The sequence below is a fragment of the Kitasatospora sp. NPDC089913 genome, assembly GCF_044748625.1.
Taxonomy (GTDB): Bacteria; Actinomycetota; Actinomycetes; order Streptomycetales; family Streptomycetaceae; genus Kitasatospora.
Window position 1 is genome coordinate 153066 of sequence record NZ_JBIVGI010000001.1, and the last position, 19162, is coordinate 172227.

A 19162-nucleotide genomic window follows, 5' to 3' on the forward strand; every position below is an offset into this window, starting at 1 on the left:
GTTTTTCCGGACCTTGACCCAATCCGCACTCAGGTCGGGCTGATGCCCACCTTCGCCCAGGACGCGGTCACCGTGTCCGCGACCTCCGGTTCCGGGAAGCGGGCCTTCGCGGCCGCCACGGTGGCCCGGGCGAAGGCCGTGAAGTCGGCGTCGGCGGGCAGCCGCCGGCCGGTCAGCGCGTCGTACCAGATCCGGCCCGCGCGCTCCCAGGACGGGCCGCCGAGCGCGGTGGCGAGCAGGTAGAACGCGTGGTTGGGGATGCCCGAGTTGATGTGCACGCCGCCGTTGTCCTGGCCGGTCCGCACGTAGTCGCGCATGTGTGCGGGCTGGGGGTCCTTGCCGAGCCTCGGGTCGTCGTACGCGGTGCCGGGCTCCTTCATCGAGCGCAGCGCCACGCCCTGCACACCGGGGGCGAGCAGTCCGGCGCCGATCAGCCAGTCCGCCTCGGCGGCGTCCTGGAGCAGCGCGTACTGCTTGACCAGGGAGCCGAAGACGTCGGAGACCGACTCGTTGAGCGCGCCCGGCTGGTCCCGGTACTCCAGGCCCGCGGTGAACTGGGTGACGCCGTGCGCGAGCTCGTGGCCGATGACGTCGATGCAGGCGGTGAAGTCGCCGAACACCTCGCCGTCGCCGTCGCCGAAGACCATTCGCCGGCCGTCCCAGAAGGCGTTGTCGTAGTCCTGGCCGTAGTGGACGGTGGCGTCCAGGCGCAGCCCCCGGTCGTCGATGGAGTGCCGGCCGTAGACGGCGGAGAACAGGGTCCAGGTCGCGCCGAGGCCGTCGTAGGCGTGGTTGACGGACTGGTCCGGGACGGCGCCCTCGCCCTCCCGGCGGACGGTGCGGCCGGGCAGGCGCTCGCGGTGCGCGGCGTCGGAGACCACCCGCTCCAGCCGGTCGGCGGAGGCCCGGTCCGGCAGGGCGGCGGTGAGCCGCGCGGCCCGGTGCGCGGCGTCGAGGGCGAGGGAGCGGGCGGCGGGCTCGTGACCGTCCTCGGCGAGGCGGTCCAGGACGTACGGCGGAACGATCGCGCAGAGCGTCGGTTCGGCTGTCATGTGGCCCAGGGTGAGGCATTGATGACGTGTTGTCACCGGCGCGGACAGGATTGCGCGCCGCCCGGGCCGGGTCGCGCGCCGCCGGAGGGCCGTCTCAAGGGGTGGGAAGACCGCCCGGGCCGCTTCGGGGTCGCGCGGCGCTGGGTTAGGCTGGATCGCATCATGCGCATCGGGCTGCTTCTTCTTAGCTGCCGCGTCGAGGGCCTGTAGTCCGTCAAGGGCCGGCTTCCCTCGCCGCGGGGACTGTGCTGCGCGCTGAAATTCGGGCGATCCGTGAGCGGGTCGTGAGCGGCAGCAGGCCGGCCGAGTCGGGTGACACCTCACCCCGACCCGCCCGCACCACGCATCACAGGAAGCCGAGACTCACCTCCATGACCGAGCAGAGTTCCGCCGCGCCCATCCACGCCGCCCGCGCCTTCGTCGACCGTGCGACCCCGATCACCGCCGCCTCGGTACGCCAGCAGGCGTCCGGGATGCGGCACGGCCGCTACCTGCCGTTCGGCACCGTCGACCTGCCGGACCGCACCTGGCCGAACCAGGTGATCACCAAGGCGCCGCGCTGGCTGTCCACCGACCTGCGGGACGGCAACCAGGCGCTGATCGACCCGATGTCGCCGGCCCGCAAGCGCAAGATGTTCGACCTGCTGGTGGCGATGGGCTACAAGGAGATCGAGGTCGGCTTCCCGTCGTCCGGGGCCACCGACCACGCCTTCGTGCGCTCGCTGATCGAGGAGGGGGCGATCCCGGAGGACGTCACCATCTCGGTGCTGACCCAGGCGCGCGAGGAACTGATCGAGAAGACCGTCGAGTCGCTGGTCGGGGCGCCGCGGGCGACCGTGCACCTGTACAACGCGACCGCGCCGCTGTTCCGCCGGGTGGTGTTCCGCAACGACCGGGCGGCCACGAAGGCGATCGCCGTCGACGGCACCCGGCTGGTGATGGAGTACGCGGAGAAGCTGCTGGGCGACGACACCGCCTTCGGCTACCAGTACTCGCCGGAGATCTTCGTCGACACCGAGCTGGACTTCGCGCTGGAGGTCTGCGAGGCGGTGATGGACGTCTGGCAGCCGGGCGAGGGCCGCGAGATCATCCTGAACCTGCCGGCCACCATCGAGCGGGCCACCCCCAACGTCCAGGCCGACCAGTTCGAGTGGATGTCGCGCAACCTGTCCCGTCGGGAGTTCGTCTGTCTGTCGGTGCACCCGCACAACGACCGGGGCACCGCCGTGGCCTCCGCCGAGCTGGCCTACATGGCCGGCGCCGACCGGATCGAGGGCTGTCTGTTCGGGCAGGGCGAGCGGACCGGCAACGTCGACCTGGTGACCCTGGGCATGAACCTGTTCTCGCAGGGCGTCGACCCGCAGATCGACTTCTCCGACATCGACGAGGTCCGCCGCACCGCCGAGTACTGCAACCAGATGGAGGTGCACCCGCGCCACCCGTACGCCGGTGACCTGGTGTACACCTCCTTCTCCGGCTCCCACCAGGACGCCATCAAGAAGGGCTTCGACGCCCTGGAGGCGGACGCCGCCGCCGCGGGCGTGCCGGTGGAGCAGCACACCTGGGGCGTGCCGTACCTGCCGATCGACCCGAAGGACGTCGGCCGCACCTACGAGGCGGTCATCCGGGTCAACAGCCAGTCCGGCAAGGGCGGTGTGGCGTACGTCCTGAAGAACGACCACAAGCTGGACCTGCCGCGCCGGATGCAGATCGAGTTCTCCCGGATCATCCAGGCCAAGACCGACGCCGAGGGCGGCGAGGTCACCCCGGCGGAGATCTGGCGGGTGTTCGAGGACGAGTACCTGCCGACCACGGGCAACCCGTGGGGCCGGATCTCGCTGACCGGTTCGCGCACCCTGACCACCGAGGACGGCCGGGACGCGCTGACCGCCCACGCGGTGGTGGACGGGGCGACGGTCAGCCTGGCCGGTACCGGCAACGGCCCGGTCTCGGCGTTCGCGGACGCGCTGGCGCAGATCGGCGTGGACGTCCGGGTGCTGGACTACGCGGAGCACGCGCTGAGCGAGGGCGGCGACGCCCAGGCCGCCGCGTACGTGGAGTGCGCGGTGGACGGCCGGGTGCTGTGGGGCGTCGGGATCGACAGCAACACCGTGCTGGCCTCGCTGAAGGCGATGATCAGCGCTGTCAACCGGGCGCAGCGCGGTTAGTTCGTACGGGTAAAAGTGGTCGGGCCGTCCCCTGCGGGGCGGCCCGGCGGCGTTCCCGGACGTCGCGGGGCGGCCGTCCGGCCGGAGGTGCCCCGGCTGTGTCCTGCGCCACATTTTTTGCCGGATCGGGCCGTTCGAGGTACTGACACGTGTCGGCAACCGTGGCAACATCGTCCCACCGGTAAGCCGGGTCGGTGGGACGGCCCGGTGGCCGGTCGCGTGACCTGCCCATTGTTGTGCAGGCCGCCTGCCATGTCTGGGGAGTGGCGCCGTGACAGGGATGTGGGGTGTTCGCCCGCGGTGGCGGACTGATGTTCTCGGTGACTTCTTCTGCCCGGGCTGCGGCGGGGACCGCAACTACCGCCGGCAACACGGCCGGCGGTGGCTGCGGCTGCTGGGGACCCCGGTGCTTCCGCTCGGACCGGTGATCGGCAGCGTGCAGTGCACCAGCTGCCACGGCCGGTTCGGGGTGGAGAGCCTGGAGCAGCCCACCTGCGTGCGCCTGGGCGGGATGCTGCGCGACGCGCAGTACACCGTCGCGCTGGCGATGCTGGCGGCCGGTGGCACCGCCCACCGGGCGGCCCGCGAGGCGGCCTGCGGGGCGGTCCGGGACGCCGGCTTCGAGGACTGCGGCGAGGCGCAGGTGCTGGCGGCACTGGCCGCGATGTCCGGCCTCGGCGGCGAACTGTACGACGCGCACGGCATGTCGGGCGGGCTGGCCGTGGAACTGCACGCGGCCCTGGAGCCGCTGGCCCCGCACCTGGCCCGGCCCGGCCGGGAGCGGCTGCTGCTGCAGGGGGCGGCGATCGCCCTGGCCGACGGCCGTTACCGGCCGCAGGAGCGGGAGGCGCTGGCCGCGATCGGGCGATGTCTGGACCTGCCGCACGCGCGGGTCGGGGCGCTGCTGGAGGCGGCGACCCGGGCGCCGTACTAGCGCTCCGCTCCTGCCCGGTCTCCCCGGTTCTGCTGTTCCTCCTGTTCTCCCGGTGTTCTTCCGGTTCTCCCGGTCCTTCTCCATCGCTCTTCGGTCTCCCGGTCCTCCGACGGAGCCTCCCGCCGGACACCCGATCCCCGCTCCTCCGTCGGAACCTCTCCCCCCCCCAGACCCCCACAACCGGGCCCTTCCGCCCCCGGCTCCCGGCCGGTGGCGTCCCCACGGCCGGGGCCCGCCGTGACCCGCACCGCTCGGCAGGCCCCCACGGCCCCGGTGCGGGCACACGGCTGTCCGAGGCTGGGGGACAATGGTGGGATGTCCACACTGTTCCAGGGCCGCCGCGGCGGTGAGGCGGGCGCATGAGTCTCTTCCGCGACGACGGCGTGGTGCTCCGGGCGCAGAAGCTCGGCGAGGCGGACCGGATCATCACCCTCCTCACCCGCCACCACGGCAAGGTGCGCGCGGTGGCGCGCGGGGTGCGCAAGACCAAGTCGAAGTTCGGCGCGCGCCTGGAGCCGTTCTCGCACGTGGACGTGCAGTTCTTCAGCCGCAACAGCGAACTGATCGGCCGCGGCCTGCCGCTCTGCACCCAGGTGGAGACGATCGCCCCGTACGGCGGCTCGATCGTCACCGACTACGGCCGGTACACCGCGGGGACGGCCATGCTGGAGACGGCGGAACGGTTCGCCGAGAACGAGGGCCAGCCGGCCGTCCAGCAGTACCTGCTGCTGGTCGGCGGTCTGCGCACACTGGCCGCCGGGCTGCACGAGTCCCACCTGGTGCTGGACGCCTTCCTGCTGCGGTCGCTCGCGGTCAACGGGTACGGCGCGACCTTCGACGACTGCGCCAAGTGCGGGATGGAGGGACCCAACCGGTTCTTCTCGCTCCAGGCCGGCGGCGTGCTCTGCCCGGACTGCCGCGTGCCCGGATGTGCCGTACCCTCCCCTGAGACACTGGTACTGCTCGGCGCGTTGTTGTCAGGGGACTGGCAGACGGCGGACGCCTGCGAGCCGAGGTACTGGCGGGAAGGCAGCGGACTGGTCGCGGCCTATCTGCAGTGGCACCTGGAGCGGGGTATCCGCTCGATGAGATACGTGGAGAAGTGAGCACATGGCAGCGCGACGGCTCTTCGGCGGCGGCAAGCAGAGGGAGTACCTCCCCCCGACCCCGCACCCCAGCGGCGCCCGGCCCCCGAAGATCCCCGGAGAGCTCGTCCCGGGCCACGTCGCGATCGTCATGGACGGAAACGGCCGCTGGGCCAAGGAGCGCGGGCTGCCCCGCACCGAGGGCCACAAGGTCGGCGAGTCCGTCGTGCTGGACGTGCTCAAGGGCGCGATCGAGCTCGGAGTGAAGAACATCTCGCTGTACGCGTTCTCCACCGAGAACTGGAAGCGCTCACCCGACGAGGTGAAGTTCCTGATGAACTTCAACCGCGACGTCATCCACCGCCGCCGCGACGAGATGGACGCGATGGGCGTGCGGGTGCGCTGGGCCGGCCGGATGCCCAAGCTGTGGAAGAGCGTCGTCCAGGAGCTCCAGGTCGCCGAGGAGCAGACCAAGGACAACGACGCCGTCACGCTGTACATGTGCGTCAACTACGGCGGCCGGGCCGAGATCGCGGACGCCGCGGCGGCGATCGCGGCCGATGTCGCGGCGGGCCGGCTGGACCCGAAGAAGGTCAACGAGAAGACCCTCACCAAGTACCTGTACCACCCGGACATGCCGGACGTGGACCTGTTCCTGCGCCCCAGTGGCGAGCAGCGGACGTCGAACTTCCTGCTCTGGCAGTCGGCCTACGCCGAGTTCGTGTTCCAGGACGTGCTCTGGCCGGACTTCGACCGCCGTGACCTGTGGCGGGCCTGCGAGCAGTACGCGATGCGCGACCGCCGGTTCGGCGGGGCGATCCCGAACGAGGCGCCGGCGGAGCTGGTCACCGAGGTGCCGGCGCAGCGCTGAGCCGCGGCGTTCGGGGCTGGAGCGGCGGCGTTCGGCGCGGTGTTGCGTTGGTGCGGTGTTGCGTTGGTGCGGTGTTGCGTCGGCGCGGTGTCGCGTCGGCGCGGTGTTGCGTCGGTCCGGTGTGGCGTTGGTGCGGTGTTGCGTCGGTCCGGCGTGGTGTCCGCGTGCGGAGAAGGGCCCGCGGGGGTTGATCCCCGCGGGCCCTTCGGCGTACCGGTGCTCAGACCTTCGCGGCGCACTCCGCGCAGGTGCCGAAGATCTCCAGGGTGTGCGCGATGTCGCTGAACCCGTGCTCGGCGGCGACCGAGTTGGCCCAGCGCTCGACGGCCGGACCCTCGACCTCGACGGTGGCGCCGCACTGGCGGCAGACCAGGTGGTGGTGGTGCCCGCTGCTGCACCGGCGGTAGACGGCCTCACCGTCGGCGGTGCGCAGGACGTCCACTTCGCCGGCGTCGGCGAGCGACTGGAGCGTCCGGTAGACGGTGGTCAGACCGACCGAGTCCCCCCGGTGCTTCAGCATGTCGTGGAGCTCCTGGGCACTGCGGAAGTCCTCGATCTCGTCCAGGACCGCCGAGACGGCGGCGCGCTGCCGGGTCGATCGGGCTCGCGGCGACGGGCCTGCGGTGGTCACCGTGGGTCCTCCTGCTGGTGTGGGCGAATGGCACCTCATTGTGCCAGCCCCGCACTGGGCGCCGGAGTGCTCGCCTCGACCCGCTCCGGGCCGGGCAGCCGGACGTCGCAGACCTGCGGTCCGTTCTCCGCGGTGTCGCGGTGGCGGCGGCGGGCGAGGGGGGCGGCGATCGCGCCGAACACCGCGAACACGACGATGGCCAGCAGCACGATGGCCGGGCCGGAGGGCACGTCCAGCTGGTAGGAGCCGGTGACGCCTGCCAGGGCGACCAGCACGCCGACCGCGATCGAGCCGGCCTGGGTGGCGGCGAAGGAGCGGGTGAGCTGCTGGGCGGCCGCGACCGGAACCACCATCAGGGCGCTGACCAGCAGCAGTCCGACCACCCGCATGGCGACGGTGACGGTGACCGCGGCCATCACCGCGAGCAGCAGGTTGAGCAGCCGTACCGGGACGCCGGTGACCCGGGCGAAGTCCTCGTCCTGGCAGATCGCGAACAGCTGGCGGCGCAGGCCCAGGGTGACGGCGACGACGACGGCGCCGAGTGCGCCGATGGTGGCGAGGTCGGCGGGGGAGACGGTCAGGATGGAGCCCCAGAGGTAGCTCTCCAGCGAACCGGCGCCGGCCTGGGCGGACTTGGAGACGAGCAGCTTGCCGCAGGCCATGCCGCCGTAGAAGAGCATCGCGAGGGCGATGTCGCCGCGCTGGTTGCCGCGCGCGCGGACCAGCTCCATGGTGACGGCGCCGAGCACGCAGACCGCCACGGCCATCCAGACCGGGCTGGTCTGGAAGATGAAGCCGAGGCCGACACCGGTCATCGCGACATGGCCCATGCCGTCGCCCATCAGCGCCTGGCGCCGCTGCACCAGGTAGATGCCGACGGCCGGGGCGGTGATGCCGACCAGCACGGCGGCGATCAGTGCCCGCTGCATGAAGTCGTAGCTGAGCATCTCGGTCATGACAGCAGTCCCCGGGGTCGGTCGTGTTCGTGGCCGTGGTCGGCGTGCGGATGGACGTGGTCGTGGCCCGGCAGGGCGTGCAGACCGGTATTGGGAACGGGCGGGCCGTCGTGCGCGACGCAGCCGTCGCGCAGCACCACGGCCCGGTCGATCAACGGCTCCAGCGGCCCGAGCTCGTGCAGCACCAGCAGGACGGCGGCGCCGCGCGCGACCTCGGCGCGCAGGGTGTCGGCGAGCACCTGCTGGCTGGCGGCGTCCACCCCGGCCATCGGCTCGTCCATGATCAGCAGATCGGGGGCGCCGGCCAGCGCGCGGGCGATCAGCACCCGCTGCTGCTGGCCGCCGGAGAGGTCGGCGACCCCGTCCCGGGCCCGGTCGAGCATGCCGACGGCGGCCAGCGCGCGGTCCACGGCGGCGCGGTCCGCGCGGCGGAAGGGCAGCAGCCGGTGCAGCGGCAGCCGGCCGGTGGAGACGACCTCCCGGACGGTGGCCGGGACGCCGGAGGCGGCGGTGGTGCGCTGCGGCACGTAGCCGATCCGGTGCCAGGCGCGGAACCGGGCGAGCGGGGTGCCGAACAGTTCGAGCGCGCCGCGCTCCAGCGGGACGGCCCCGGTCACGGCCTTGACGGTGGTGGACTTGCCGGAGCCGTTGGCGCCGAGCAGGGCGACCACCTCGCCGGGGCGGACGGTGAGGTCGACGCCGCGCAGCACCGGCCGTCCGCCGCGCGAGGCGACGGCGTCGTGGAGGCGGACGGCCGGGGGCGCCGGGTGGGCCGGGGGTACCGGGGGTGCCGAGGAGGTCATGTCGGTGGTCCCGTCAGCTGGTGGGTGCGGCGGGGGCGGTCGGTGCGGTGGTCGCGGTCGGTGCGGTCGACGCGTCGGCGGGGGCGGGCGCGGCCGGTGTCTCGGCGCCGAGGGCGGTCCGCAGGTTGGCCAGGTTCTGCCGCATGACCGAGAGGTAGTCGTCCTTGGCCGGGTCCTTGACGCCCTCCAGCGGGTCGAGGACGGCGGTCCTGAGGCCGAGGTCCTTGGCGACGGTGTCGGCGAGCTTGGGGCTGACCAGGGTCTCGAAGAAGATCGTGGTGACGCCGTTCTCCTTGGCGGCCTTCTGGACGTCGGCGAGGCGGGCCGGGGTGGGCTCGGACTCGGGGTCGACGCCGTTGATGGCGACCTGGGTGAGGCCGTAGGCCCCGGCGAGGTAGCCGAAGGCGGCGTGGCTGGTGACGAAGGTGCGGCTCCGGACGTCCTTCAGGCCGTCCTTGAACTCCTGGTCCAGGGCGGTGAGCCGGCCGACCAGCTCGTCGGTGTTCTTCCGGTAGTCCTCGGCGTGGGCCGGGTCGGCCTTGGCGAACTCGGCGCCGACGCTCCTGGCCACGGCCGCGTAGCGGGTCGGGTCGAGCCAGATGTGCGGGTCGCCGGCGGCCCCGTCGTGGTCGTGGCCGTCGTGCCCGTCGCCGCTGTGCCCGTCGCCGCCGTGGTCGTGCCCGTCGCCCTCGGTGTGGCCCTCGGCGAGGTGGTGGTCCTCCAGCGGGGCGGCCGCGGTGGCGTCGATCTTGTGCTTGGCGCCGGAGCCGGCGACCGCCTTGTCGACGGTGGGCTGCAGGCCCTTGAGGTAGACGATCGCGTCGGCCTTCTTGACCGTTCCGACCTGCTTGGCGGTGAGTTCGAGGTCGTGCGGCTCGACGCCGGCGGCGGTGAGGTCGGTGACCTTCACGTGCTCGCCGCCGATCCGGTCGGCGAGGAACTCCATCGGGTAGAAGGACGCGACGACGTTCAGCTTGCCCTCCGCGCCCTGGGTGCCGCCACTGCTGCCGCAGGCCGTCAGGGTGAGGCCGGCGGTGAGGGCGGTGGCGGTCAGGGCTATGGCGCCGCGAGTACGTCGTCGGATCATCATGACAACCATTCTCAGATTAGATGGAAATGATTGTCAAATCACTCGGACGGGTGAACGGGTGGTGACGGTGAGTGGGCCGGTGCCGGAGATACCGATTTGAATCCCGTACCCATATGGCCGGTAACCTGAGGTATTCGGGTACGCGCAACCAGCCGTGCCCTGACCGTGCCGTACGTACTGAAGAGAGCACTGTGGCAGCCGACAAGATCGAGACGATCGTCAGCCTGAGCAAGCGCCGTGGCTTCGTCTACCCCTGCAGCGAGATCTACGGCGGCACCCGTGCCGCCTGGGACTACGGTCCGCTGGGCGTCGAACTCAAGGAGAACATCAAGCGCCAGTGGTGGCGCGCGATGGTGCAGGCCCGTGAGGACGTCGTGGGACTCGACTCGTCGGTGATCCTGGCCCGTGAGGTCTGGGAGGCGTCCGGCCACGTCAAGACCTTCAACGACCCGCTGACCGAGTGCCTCTCCTGCCACAAGCGCCACCGGGCCGACCACCTGGAGGAGAAGTACGAGGCCAAGCACGGCTTCCCGCCGCCGAACGGCCTCCAGGACGTGAACTGCCCGGACTGCGGCGTCAAGGGCCAGTTCACCGAGCCCAAGGACTTCTCGGGCATGCTGAAGACCCACCTCGGTGTCACCGAGGAGGCGAGCGGCCTGGCCTACCTGCGCCCGGAGACCGCCCAGGGCATCTTCACCAACTTCAAGGCCGTCCAGACCACCTCGCGCAAGAAGCCGCCGTTCGGCATCGCCCAGGTCGGCAAGAGCTTCCGCAACGAGATCACCCCCGGCAACTTCATCTTCCGGACCCGTGAGTTCGAGCAGATGGAGATGGAGTTCTTCGTCAAGCCGGGCGAGGACGAGCAGTGGCACGAGTACTGGCTCCAGCAGCGCTGGGACTGGTACGTCGGCCTCGGCCTGCGCACCGACAACATGCGCCTGTTCGAGCACCCGAAGGAGAAGCTCTCCCACTACGCCAAGCGCACGGTGGACATCGAGTACCGCTTCAACTTCGGCGGCACCGAGTTCTCCGAGCTGGAGGGCATCGCCAACCGCACCGACTACGACCTGACGGTGCACAGCGAGGCCTCCGGCCAGGACCTCAAGTACTTCGACCAGGAGTCCGGCGAGCGGTACTTCCCGTACGTCATCGAGCCGGCGGCCGGCCTCAACCGCGCCATGCTGGCCTTCCTGATCGACGCCTACTTCGAGGACGAGGCGCCGAACGCCAAGGGCGTCATGGAGAAGCGCGTCGGCATGCGGCTCGACCCGCGGCTGGCCCCGGTCAAGGTCGCGGTGCTGCCGCTGTCGCGCAACGCCGACCTCTCGCCGAAGGCCCGCGGCCTGGCCGCCGACCTGCGCACCGCCTGGAACGTCGAGTTCGACGACGCCGGTGCCATCGGCAAGCGCTACCGCCGCCAGGACGAGATCGGCACGCCGTTCTGCGTGACGGTCGACTTCGACACCCTGGAGGACAACGCGGTGACCGTGCGCGAGCGCGACACCATGGCGCAGGAGCGCGTCTCGCTCGACCAGGTGAAGTCCTACCTGGCGGCGCGACTCATCGGCTGCTGACGTCGGCGGGCCCGGCGCCCGCGGTCTTCCGTGCGGACCCCCGTTCGCCCCGGTTCCCCGGGGCGGGCGGGGGTCCGGCGTTGTGTGGGGGCGCCGTTGTCTGCGGCGCTGCTTGCTGCGCTGGTGTCTCCTGCGCTGCTGTCTCCTGGGGCGCCGCTTCCTGGGTCTCCGCTTCCCGGGTTTCCGCTTCGGGGTCCGGTCGAGGTGATGATCGGCTAGTCTCCGCTCCGGGCCGTCGGACCGGCCCCGGCTACGGGGAGGTTGGGATGGCGGATCCGTGGACGATCGCGTCGGGTGTCGGTGCCCTGGCATCGGTCGCGGGAGCCTGGGCGGTCTACCGGGGACAGACCCGGCAGGTGGACTTCGAGCTGGCCCGGACCCTCCACCTCGACCTGACGAGCGGTGAAGTGGCCCTGGCCCGCTACGTCCTGGTGGCCTTCCGTCGTGGGCAGCAGCCGTACGGACCCGAGGTGCTCGCGGCCTACTTCACGATGCTGTGGTGCTTCGAGCGTGTCCTCCAGGGCCGACGGTCCATGATCCGGTCGCCGCTCGACCGGGTACGCCGCAGCTCTCCCGTGCGCTTCCTCGACGAAGCCCTCGCCATGCATGTGGCGAGCTGGGAGCGGAACCTGCCGGAGATCCGGCTGCGGCTGAACCGGGCCCTGGCCGAGGTCCACGGCGACGAGCTGCGCGACCGGGGTCTCTCCGCCAAGTTCGAGGCGCTCGCCGGGGCGCTGCGCTCGGCCGGGGTCATGCCGACGCCGGCCCCCGTGGCCCTTCCCCCGCAGGGGGAGTCCGCCCCGGCCTCGTGAGGGGGCGCCGGGAGGGGCGGACAGCGGACACAGGGCCGGCTCGGGACGGCCCGCGACTCGGCGCCTGGTGGGTGTGGGGCTGAGTGGTGGTGGGCCCGGGACTCAGCGGCGGCCCCAGCGGGAGCGGGGACGGGTGGCCGGGGTGGTGGGGAGACCGGCGGTGCGGAGCGCGGCGATGGTGGTGCGGTGCTGCCCGGGGTCCGCGAGCAGAGGCGTGAGCAGCGCCTCGTAGAGGTCGGTCCGACCGGCCAGCGCGCCGGCCAGCCGGACCAGTTCGGCGGGCGGGCGCAGTGTCGCCAGCTCGCCCAGCAACAGGGCGGGCAGCGGCGCGGGGAGCGTGGTGGCCAGCGCGGTGAGGTCGCCGGTGGGACGTCCTGCGGCCTGACGCAGCAGGGTCCGGGCGTCGGTGGCGCGGTCCGCCTGGTGGAGGGCGGTGGCGAGGGCGGCCAGCTCGGCGGTCGGGGCGGAGCCCCATTCCCAGAGCAGGGTGGCGCCGTCGGCGTGCTGCCCGGCCCGCTCCAACCCGTCCAGCAGGGCCGGCAGGTCGGCGGCGGGGCAGGAGCGCAGCGCGTTGAACAGTTCCCCGGCCTCCTCGGCCAGCCCGGCCCGGCGCAGCTCTGCGAGGGTGGCGGCGGCGTGGTGGGGGCTGCCGTGGACGGCGCTGCGGGCGAGGGGGAGGGAGGCGCCGGCCGGTCCCCGGTGGGCGAGCCGGGCGGCCAGCGCGGCGGTGTCCTCCGGGGTGAGGTGCTCGGCGGCCTGGCCGAGGATGTCGGCGGCCTCGGCCGGTGACGTCTTCCGGTACAGGCCGGCGATGCGCTCGGCGAGGGCGGCGAGTTCACCGGGGGTGCGGTGGCGCAGGGGTGCCGGCGCCGGTGAGGGCCCGGGCCCGGGCTCGGGTGAGGGCGAGGGTGCGGGGCCGGCGGGCGTGCGGTGGGGGCTGTCGTCGACCGGGGCTCGGCGGGCGTCGTGGCGGACGTGCTGCCGGGCGTCGTGGTGGACATCGCCGTGGACGGCGTCCGGTATGCCGTCCGGGGTGTGCGCGCCGGTCCCGGGCCGTTCCCCGCCCCCGGCCCTCGGTGACGGCTGCCGCAGGTGCTCCTCCAGGGCCTTCAGCCGGTCGCTCAGTTCCAGGCAGCGTGCGCCCAGCCCCTCGCGCAGCGTCCGTGCCTGGGTCAGCTGCCGCAGTAGTTCACCGTCCACCCGCTGCCGGTCGGGCAACGATCGGACGGCTTCGTCGAGCCGTCGCTCGCGTTGCACCGCGTACTGTCTGGCGCGCAGTAATTCGTCCAACTGGGACCTGAGTTCGAGAGCGTCCTGCTCGCTCGCACCGATGCCCGTGTCCGGGACGAGGGGCTGTTCCGTGTGCCGTGTACGCATGATCACCGCAACCTGTCCAACTTGGCCCTGACGGCCAGTCATCCTGGCGTTGGAATGCGGCGCTGGAGTTACGGCAGTGCGTCCACAGTCTTGCGAGTGGTGTCCGGGGGCGCACGGGGCGCACGGATCGTGAGCGACCCGGCGTGCGCTTGCTACCCGTGCGCCTCCCGGTCGGAGGTGCCGGTCCCGCTCAGTGCTCGGCCGCGGCGAGCCGGGCGCGGGCCTCCATGAGGGCGAAGCCGAGCAGGTTCTCGCCGCGCCATTCGGCGGGTCGCTCGGCGCGCTCGTTCTCCGCGCCGAGGCCGATGCCCCAGATCCGGTCGAGCGGGCTGGCCTCCACCAGGACCCGCCGGGAGGTCGACAGCAGATAGTCGCGGAGTCCGGCGTGGCCGCCGAACTTGGCGACGTTGCCCGTGACCACCAGTTCGAAGCGGCCCGCACGCCAGACGGCGTCGTCGAAGCCGCGGACCTGGCGGCCCAGCTTCTTGGCCTCGCCGGCGCTCGGCGCGGCCAGGATCAGAGCGAGCGTCCTGCTGTCGTCGAACATCCGGGCCTTGCCCGCCATCATCCAGTGCTCGGCGGTGCGGTACTCGACGCCGTCGACGGCGAACGGGTGGTCGGGCCACCACTGGCTCAGCACGCCGGGGCCGAACGACCCGTCCTGCTGCGGCTGGTGTCCCCAGAACATCAGCCACTTGGCCCGGGCGCCGGCCGCCACGGCCGCGGTCAGGGCGGCGCGGTCACGGGTGTCGGCGGGGTCGGTCGTGCGTTCGTCGCTCATATCGTCATGCTGACACGAAGGGGTTCGGTGGGGCGACCGGGTTTCTGTCGAGCCGTCGGACAGGGGGGCGGGGTGATCTCCGTTTGTATGCGTGTGACACATTGTCCAATCGGACGAATTCGGACTTATCGTCATGAACTCTCCCCGAAGGGTGCCCTCGCCCTCCGTGCCCTCGAACACCCAGGAGTCTTACTGTGAGTGATCGCACGCCGCCCATATCCGGGAAACGCCCAATATCCGAGCCCCGGCCCCGGCCCCGGCCCTGGCGCCTGCCCGGCCGGGCGGTTCTCGGCGCACTCGCGGCCTCGACCCTCGCGCTGTCCGCGCCGCTGGCGAGCCCTGCCTCGGCCGTGTCCCCGGCCGGGTCTTCGGCCCGCGGGCTCGGCGTCGAACGGTCGATCGGCCCGGAGCCGGTGGTCGACCTCCTCGCCCACGGCAATCTGACGATGGCGTCCAACTCGGTGGTCTCCTGCGACCCCGAGGACAGCCTCTGCGACCTCAACGCCTACAACAACAACCGGGTCAACTGGGTCAAGACCGACCCCAACGCCCCCGGGAACACGGCCTCCTCCGCGACCCTCACCGTCCCGCCCGGCGCCAAGGTGCTCAACGCCCGGCAGGCCCTGGAGCCCGACCTCCAGTTCACCATGGCCAACGAGCCGGCCGGCTCCACCACCGACGCCCCGCCCGGACTCGTCGACCCCGGTGCCGAGATCACCTACCGCTTCGTCCTCGCCAACCGACACAAGGACGGCACGGTCGACTACATCGGCACCGCCACCGGCATCACCATGACCGACGTGCTGCCCACCGGCACCACCTACGTCGACGGCTCAGGCACCGGCTGCACCGCCTCCGGGCGGACCGTCACCTGCACCGCCCCCGACTTCGGGGCGGGGGCCGGGACCACCCTCTCCTTCCGGGTCCGGGTCGACGCCGGAGCCGCGCCGGGCACCAAGCTCGACAACACCGCCTCCCTCGCCTACCGGGCTGCCCAGACCGACCGCGACCAGCAGCGCACCAGCAACACCGTGCGCAACACCGTCGTCGAGAAGCCCGGTTACCGGCTCGTCAAGACGGCCGACCGGGCGCAGGCCGCGCCGGGCGACACGGTGACCTACCGCGTGGACCTCACCAACACCGGCAGCTCCGCGCTCACCGGACTGACCGTCACCGACGATCTGAGCGCCGTCCTCGACGACGCGACCTACAACGGCGATGCCACCGCGACGGTCGGTGCCCCCTCCTACACGCAGCCGGTGCTGAGCTGGACCGGGGACCTGGCGGTCGGCGGCAGCGCCCGGATGACATACACGGTGAAGGTGAAGGACGCGGCCGCCGGCGACCGCACGCTGCGCAACACGGTGGCGGCCGACCAGCCCGGCGGCAACTGCCCGCCCGGTGGGACGGCGGGGGAGTGCACCGCGACGGTGACGGTGGCCACGTCGTCGCCGACCGCCTCGCCGACCGCCTCGCCGACCGCCTCGCCGACCGCGTCGGCGACGGCTTCCCCGACCGGGTCGCCGAGTTCCTCGCCGACCGGTTCCCCCTCGCCCGGGTCGCCGAGTTCCTCGCCGACCGGTTCCCCCTCGCCCGGGTCGACCGACTCGCCCTCGCCCACCGCGACCGACAGCCACAGCCCCGGCCCGGTGTCCACCGGCAAGCCGAACAACCCGGGTGGCGGCCTCGCCGCGACCGGCAGCCACGTCGCGCTGATCGGCGGCCTCGCCGCGGTCGCCGTGCTCGGCGGCGTGCTGCTCCTGCTCGCCTCCCGCCGTCGGCGCCACCGGCACTGACGCACCGCCCCTGAAATGAAGGCGGCCCCACCGCAGTTGTCGGTGGGGCCGCTTTCCGCTTCCCCTCGGAGGAACCGATATGTCTCAGCCGACCGAGAGTGCCAGCCCCGTACGTGAGCTCCGACTGGTGGTCACGGCTGCCGACTACGAGCAGGCGCTGCACTTCTATCGGGACGTCCTCGGTCTGCCCGAACGTGCCGCCTTCGCCTCGCCCGATGGGCGGGTCACCATCCTGGAGGCCGGGCGCGCCACCCTTGAGATCGCCGATCCGGGGCAGGCCGACTTCATCGACGAGGTCGAGGTGGGCCGACGTGTCGCCGGGCACCTCCGGGTCGCCTTCCAGGTCGACGACTCCGCCGCCGCCACCGCGAAGCTCGCCGCTGCCGGTGCCGAGGTGATCGCCGAACCCGTCCGCACTCCCTGGAACTCCCTCAACTCCCGCCTCGAAGCCCCGGGGGCCCTTCAGCTCACCCTCTTCACCGAACTCGGTGAGGGAGGTGAGGTCGACGGTGGGGGCGGTGACCCGGTCTCGGAGTGATACTCGGACGGCGCTTCGGCCCGGGTCCCGTGGCCAGGCTGCGGCCTGCGACAGGGGTGCCCGTGGTTCTCGGACCCGAGTTCCTGCTGGCCCCCGGCACCATTCGTGCTGGCGGGGCGAATCCTTTCCGGGGGTCGCCGCCTCTTATGGACGGCTCCGGTGAGGACCGGGGCGGACGAGGAGGTTGTGACGATGGTCTGGGCGGCTGTGGCGGTCGGTGTGCTGCTGGTCGGGGCGTGCAGCGTGACGGTGCTGCGGAAGTGGGGGCGGCGGCGTGGCTGAGGTGCGGGAGTGGCCGGGGAGTTCGGTGGTTGCCGCGGCTCAGGACGGTGATGTGGAGGCGATCGCCGCGCTGGTCTCGGGAGCGCATCCGCATGTGCGGCGGTTCGCGCGGTCGCTCTGCGCCACGCCGGAGGACGCCGAGGACGCGGCGCAGGAGGCGCTGATCATCCTCTATCGCAAGATCGGGATGCTGCGGGCGACCGGGGCGCTGGCCTCGTGGATGTTCCGCATCGTGCGGAACGAGTGCCTGCGGCGGGCGCGTTCGGCACTGGGGGAGCGTCCGGCGACCGGGGTGGCCCCGTACCGGTCGGCCGAGGACGAGGTGCTGGGACGGCTGGAGGCCGGGCGGGTGGCGGAGGCGATCGCGGCGTTGCCGGAGGATCAGCGACGGGTGCTGGTCATGCGGGACGTTCAGGGGCTCAGCGGGCGGACGGTCGCCGATGCGTTGGGGCTGAGCACCGCGGCCATGAAGTCGCGGTTGCACCGGGCGCGGGCGGCGGTCCGGGCGGCCGCGGTGGGAGGGGAGTGGTGAAGGACGGCGCTTCGGGTTACGCCGGCCGGACGGTGGCGGGGCACCTGCTGCGGGGTGGGGTCGGGTTCGGCGCGCTGGTGGGGGCGTTCGTGCTGCTGCCGTTCGCCGGTCCGGTGGCGCTGCTCCTGGTGCCGCTCGGGCTGGTCGCCCTGCGCGGGTGTCCGACCTGCTGGGTGATCGGACTGCTGGAGGCGGTGTCGCGGGGGCGGCTGCGGCGTGAGTGTGTCGACGGGCGGTGCGAGCTGCGCCCCGCCGGGGCGGAGTAGGCCCGGTCGTGGCCACCCGGGGCGGGTGGCCACGACGGAAGGGGACCCAGGACCGGCCGTCAGCCGATGGAGCGGGGGAGGCGGGTCGTCAGGTAGAGGACGGTGAAGGACCCCAGGAGCTGGACGCCGAGGCAGAGGGCCAGCGCGCGGTCCATGCCCAGCGTGGGGGAGAGGCTCAGGTAGAGGGTGCCGAGGGTGGCGACGCCCAGGGCGAGGCTGGCCTGCTGACCGGTGGCGAGGACACCGCTGCCCACACCGGCCCGCGCGGCGGGGACCTTGGAGAGGACGACGCGGAACAGCGGGGTGCCGATCAGGCCCTGGCCGATGCCGGCGAGCGCGACGCCGGGGGCCATCCGCAGCGGGGAGAATCCGTTCCAGTCGGTGAGCACCGTGGCGGCCAGGGTCACGAGGCCGAGGGCCTGGACGGCCGCGCCGGCGGTCAGGACCCGGCTGCCGAACCGGCCGATCAGGCGCGGGCCGGACAGCGAGGCGGTGAAGTAGCCGACGGCCATCGGGACCAGTGCCCAGCCCGCCGCGACCGGGCCGAGGTGCAGGCCCTGCTGGAGGGCGACGGCGATGACGAACATGAAGCCGCCGAAGCCGCCGAAGTAGGGGAGGGCGATGCCGAGGCCCCTCCTCATCTCGGGGATGCGCAGCAGGGTGGGCGGCACCAGCGGGGCGCCGCCGAGGCGCTCGGCCCGGCGCTCGACCAGGGCGAAGGCGGTGGCGAACACGGGGAACAGCGCGAGCAGCAGCCAGGACCACAGCGGCCAGCCGGCGGCGCGGCCCTCCATCAGCGGCACCAGCAGGGCGAGCAGGGCGGCTGTGAGCAGGACCGTGCCGGCGATGTCGACCTTGGCGCCCTGCGGTGCGCGGCTCTCCGGGACGAAGCGCAACGCCAGGACGAGGGCGAGCAGGGCGAAGGGGACGTTCAGCAGGAAGACCGAGCGCCAGCCGGTGCCGAAGAGGTCGGCGGCGACCAGCATCCCGCCGAGCACCTGCCCGATGACCACCGAGATGCCGCCGACCGCGCCGTACACCGAGAGGGCGCGCCCGCGCCGGGCGCCGTGGGTGGCGGCGGTGATGGTGCCGAGGACCTGGGGGATCAGCAGGGCGGCCGACGCGCCCTGGGCGGCCCGGGCGGCGACCAGGCTCCACGCACCGGGGGCGAGTCCGCAGGCGAGCGAGGTCACGGCGAAGGCGGCCGCCCCGACCACGAAGAGGCGGCGCCGGCCGAAGAGGTCGCCGAGTCGTCCGCCGAGGACGAGCAGGACGGCGAAGGCGATGCCGTACCCGGCGGCGACCAGCTCCAGGACGGCGGGTCCGGCGGCGAGGTCGTGGTCGATGGTCGGCAGAGCGACGTTCACTATGAAGAAGTCAAGCATCGGGAGGAAGGCCCCGAGCAGGACGGTGACCAGTCCGGCTGTGCCGAGGGAGGGAGAGGAAGGAGAGGAAGGGGCGGTGGCGTCGGAGGAGGCGGCTGAGGCGGTGGGGACGAGGGGCCTGGTGGCGGTCAGTTGCTGGGTCACGGTCATACGATGCGCCGTGCCGCAACCTGGTACCAGAGTGTGCTTATCCAGGTATAAGAAGTACCTGGCAACAGGATGAGCCGTG

General features: G+C 72.5%; 18 protein-coding genes. 10 read left to right on the top strand and 8 right to left on the bottom strand.

Going from position 1 to position 19162, the window contains the following annotated elements; genetic code table 11:
• Positions 1-29: 29 nt before the first annotated feature.
• On the bottom strand, positions 30-1052 hold the full coding sequence (locus ACIPYS_RS00695) for a M4 family metallopeptidase (RefSeq protein WP_400741512.1): 1023 nt from the start codon (positions 1050-1052) through the stop codon (positions 30-32).
• A 371-nt stretch (positions 1053-1423) separates the two neighbouring features.
• Here ACIPYS_RS00695 and leuA point away from each other — a divergent pair, with 371 nt between their 5' ends.
• The 4 genes from leuA (at position 1424) to ACIPYS_RS00715 (ending at position 6110) form a co-directional block, all read left to right on the top strand.
• Complete coding sequence (gene leuA / locus ACIPYS_RS00700) at positions 1424-3220, top strand: 2-isopropylmalate synthase (RefSeq protein ID WP_093862116.1); 1797 nt, start codon at positions 1424-1426, stop codon at positions 3218-3220.
• Between the two features lie 424 nt (positions 3221-3644).
• Entirely contained in the window at positions 3645-4154 is a 510-nt protein-coding gene (locus ACIPYS_RS00705) for a TerB family tellurite resistance protein (protein ID WP_231977784.1), read from the top strand.
• Positions 4155-4513: 359 nt separating this feature from the next.
• A complete protein-coding gene (gene recO / locus ACIPYS_RS00710; protein WP_030395788.1) occupies positions 4514-5260 on the top strand; it encodes a DNA repair protein RecO in 747 nt (248 codons plus the stop codon).
• 4 nt (positions 5261-5264) lie between these two features.
• A complete protein-coding gene (locus tag ACIPYS_RS00715; RefSeq protein ID WP_093862118.1) occupies positions 5265-6110 on the top strand; it encodes an isoprenyl transferase in 846 nt (281 codons plus the stop codon).
• A gap of 220 nt (positions 6111-6330) precedes the next feature.
• Here ACIPYS_RS00715 and ACIPYS_RS00720 read toward each other — a convergent pair whose 3' ends face one another.
• From ACIPYS_RS00720 to ACIPYS_RS00735, 4 genes are read right to left on the bottom strand one after another with little or no spacing between them, the layout of a single operon-like run.
• Positions 6331-6741 (bottom strand): Fur family transcriptional regulator, encoded by a 411-nt coding sequence (locus tag ACIPYS_RS00720; protein ID WP_045938470.1) that lies wholly within the window; start codon positions 6739-6741, stop codon positions 6331-6333.
• A 35-nt stretch (positions 6742-6776) separates the two neighbouring features.
• Complete coding sequence (locus ACIPYS_RS00725; RefSeq protein ID WP_093862119.1) at positions 6777-7697, bottom strand: metal ABC transporter permease; 921 nt, start codon at positions 7695-7697, stop codon at positions 6777-6779.
• The gene (locus tag ACIPYS_RS00730) at positions 7694-8500 is read right to left on the bottom strand and encodes a metal ABC transporter ATP-binding protein (RefSeq protein WP_400741519.1); all 807 of its coding nucleotides are present in this window, start codon (positions 8498-8500) and stop codon (positions 7694-7696) included. The genes ACIPYS_RS00725 and ACIPYS_RS00730 overlap by 4 nt, the downstream gene beginning before the upstream one ends.
• Positions 8501-8513: 13 nt before the next feature.
• Complete coding sequence (locus ACIPYS_RS00735) at positions 8514-9590, bottom strand: metal ABC transporter substrate-binding protein (protein WP_400741522.1); 1077 nt, start codon at positions 9588-9590, stop codon at positions 8514-8516.
• 191 nt (positions 9591-9781) lie between these two features.
• On the opposite strand from ACIPYS_RS00735, the gene ACIPYS_RS00740 reads away from it, so the two are divergent.
• Together ACIPYS_RS00740 and ACIPYS_RS00745 are read left to right on the top strand one after the other, a co-directional pair.
• Positions 9782-11164: a glycine--tRNA ligase gene (locus ACIPYS_RS00740; RefSeq protein WP_093862122.1), complete on the top strand. Its 1383-nt coding sequence runs from the start codon at positions 9782-9784 to the stop codon at positions 11162-11164.
• A 266-nt stretch (positions 11165-11430) separates the two neighbouring features.
• Positions 11431-11976: a hypothetical protein gene (locus ACIPYS_RS00745; protein ID WP_093862123.1), complete on the top strand. Its 546-nt coding sequence runs from the start codon at positions 11431-11433 to the stop codon at positions 11974-11976.
• A 102-nt stretch (positions 11977-12078) separates the two neighbouring features.
• Here ACIPYS_RS00745 and ACIPYS_RS00750 read toward each other — a convergent pair whose 3' ends face one another.
• Both ACIPYS_RS00750 and ACIPYS_RS00755 read right to left on the bottom strand, forming a co-directional pair.
• Positions 12079-13353 carry a hypothetical protein gene (locus ACIPYS_RS00750; protein ID WP_400741527.1) on the bottom strand — a complete coding sequence of 425 codons (1275 nt, stop codon included), beginning with the start codon at positions 13351-13353 and terminating at the stop codon, positions 12079-12081.
• 190 nt (positions 13354-13543) lie between these two features.
• Complete coding sequence (locus tag ACIPYS_RS00755) at positions 13544-14134, bottom strand: NADAR family protein (RefSeq protein ID WP_400741530.1); 591 nt, start codon at positions 14132-14134, stop codon at positions 13544-13546.
• A 194-nt stretch (positions 14135-14328) separates the two neighbouring features.
• Between ACIPYS_RS00755 and ACIPYS_RS00760 the strand changes: the two genes are divergently transcribed.
• The 4 genes from ACIPYS_RS00760 to ACIPYS_RS00775 all read left to right on the top strand — a co-directional run bounded on the left by ACIPYS_RS00760 (position 14329) and on the right by ACIPYS_RS00775 (position 17548).
• Positions 14329-15930 carry a hypothetical protein gene (locus ACIPYS_RS00760; protein WP_400741533.1) on the top strand — a complete coding sequence of 534 codons (1602 nt, stop codon included), beginning with the start codon at positions 14329-14331 and terminating at the stop codon, positions 15928-15930.
• A 79-nt stretch (positions 15931-16009) separates the two neighbouring features.
• On the top strand, positions 16010-16468 hold the full coding sequence (locus tag ACIPYS_RS00765) for a VOC family protein (RefSeq protein ID WP_400741536.1): 459 nt from the start codon (positions 16010-16012) through the stop codon (positions 16466-16468).
• A gap of 334 nt (positions 16469-16802) precedes the next feature.
• Entirely contained in the window at positions 16803-17282 is a 480-nt protein-coding gene (locus ACIPYS_RS00770; RefSeq protein ID WP_400741538.1) for an RNA polymerase sigma factor, read from the top strand.
• The gene (locus tag ACIPYS_RS00775) at positions 17279-17548 is read left to right on the top strand and encodes a hypothetical protein (protein ID WP_400741541.1); all 270 of its coding nucleotides are present in this window, start codon (positions 17279-17281) and stop codon (positions 17546-17548) included. The genes ACIPYS_RS00770 and ACIPYS_RS00775 overlap by 4 nt, the downstream gene beginning before the upstream one ends.
• 59 nt (positions 17549-17607) lie before the next feature.
• Here ACIPYS_RS00775 and ACIPYS_RS00780 read toward each other — a convergent pair whose 3' ends face one another.
• A complete protein-coding gene (locus tag ACIPYS_RS00780) occupies positions 17608-19083 on the bottom strand; it encodes an MFS transporter (protein WP_400741544.1) in 1476 nt (491 codons plus the stop codon).
• Between the last annotated feature and the right edge of the window lie 79 nt (positions 19084-19162).

Coding starts and splice junctions, on each gene's coding strand:
- ACIPYS_RS00695 (WP_400741512.1), bottom strand. CDS start 1,052: ATGACAGCCGAACCGACGCTCTGCGCGATCGTTCCGCCGTACGTCCTG.
- leuA (WP_093862116.1), top strand. CDS start 1,424: ATGACCGAGCAGAGTTCCGCCGCGCCCATCCACGCCGCCCGCGCCTTC.
- recO (WP_030395788.1), top strand. CDS start 4,514: ATGAGTCTCTTCCGCGACGACGGCGTGGTGCTCCGGGCGCAGAAGCTC.
- ACIPYS_RS00715 (WP_093862118.1), top strand. CDS start 5,265: ATGGCAGCGCGACGGCTCTTCGGCGGCGGCAAGCAGAGGGAGTACCTC.
- ACIPYS_RS00725 (WP_093862119.1), bottom strand. CDS start 7,697: ATGACCGAGATGCTCAGCTACGACTTCATGCAGCGGGCACTGATCGCC.
- ACIPYS_RS00730 (WP_400741519.1), bottom strand. CDS start 8,500: ATGACCTCCTCGGCACCCCCGGTACCCCCGGCCCACCCGGCGCCCCCG.
- ACIPYS_RS00735 (WP_400741522.1), bottom strand. CDS start 9,590: ATGATGATCCGACGACGTACTCGCGGCGCCATAGCCCTGACCGCCACC.
- ACIPYS_RS00745 (WP_093862123.1), top strand. CDS start 11,431: ATGGCGGATCCGTGGACGATCGCGTCGGGTGTCGGTGCCCTGGCATCG.
- ACIPYS_RS00750 (WP_400741527.1), bottom strand. CDS start 13,353: ATGCGTACACGGCACACGGAACAGCCCCTCGTCCCGGACACGGGCATC.
- ACIPYS_RS00755 (WP_400741530.1), bottom strand. CDS start 14,134: ATGAGCGACGAACGCACGACCGACCCCGCCGACACCCGTGACCGCGCC.
- ACIPYS_RS00765 (WP_400741536.1), top strand. CDS start 16,010: ATGTCTCAGCCGACCGAGAGTGCCAGCCCCGTACGTGAGCTCCGACTG.
- ACIPYS_RS00780 (WP_400741544.1), bottom strand. CDS start 19,083: ATGACCGTGACCCAGCAACTGACCGCCACCAGGCCCCTCGTCCCCACC.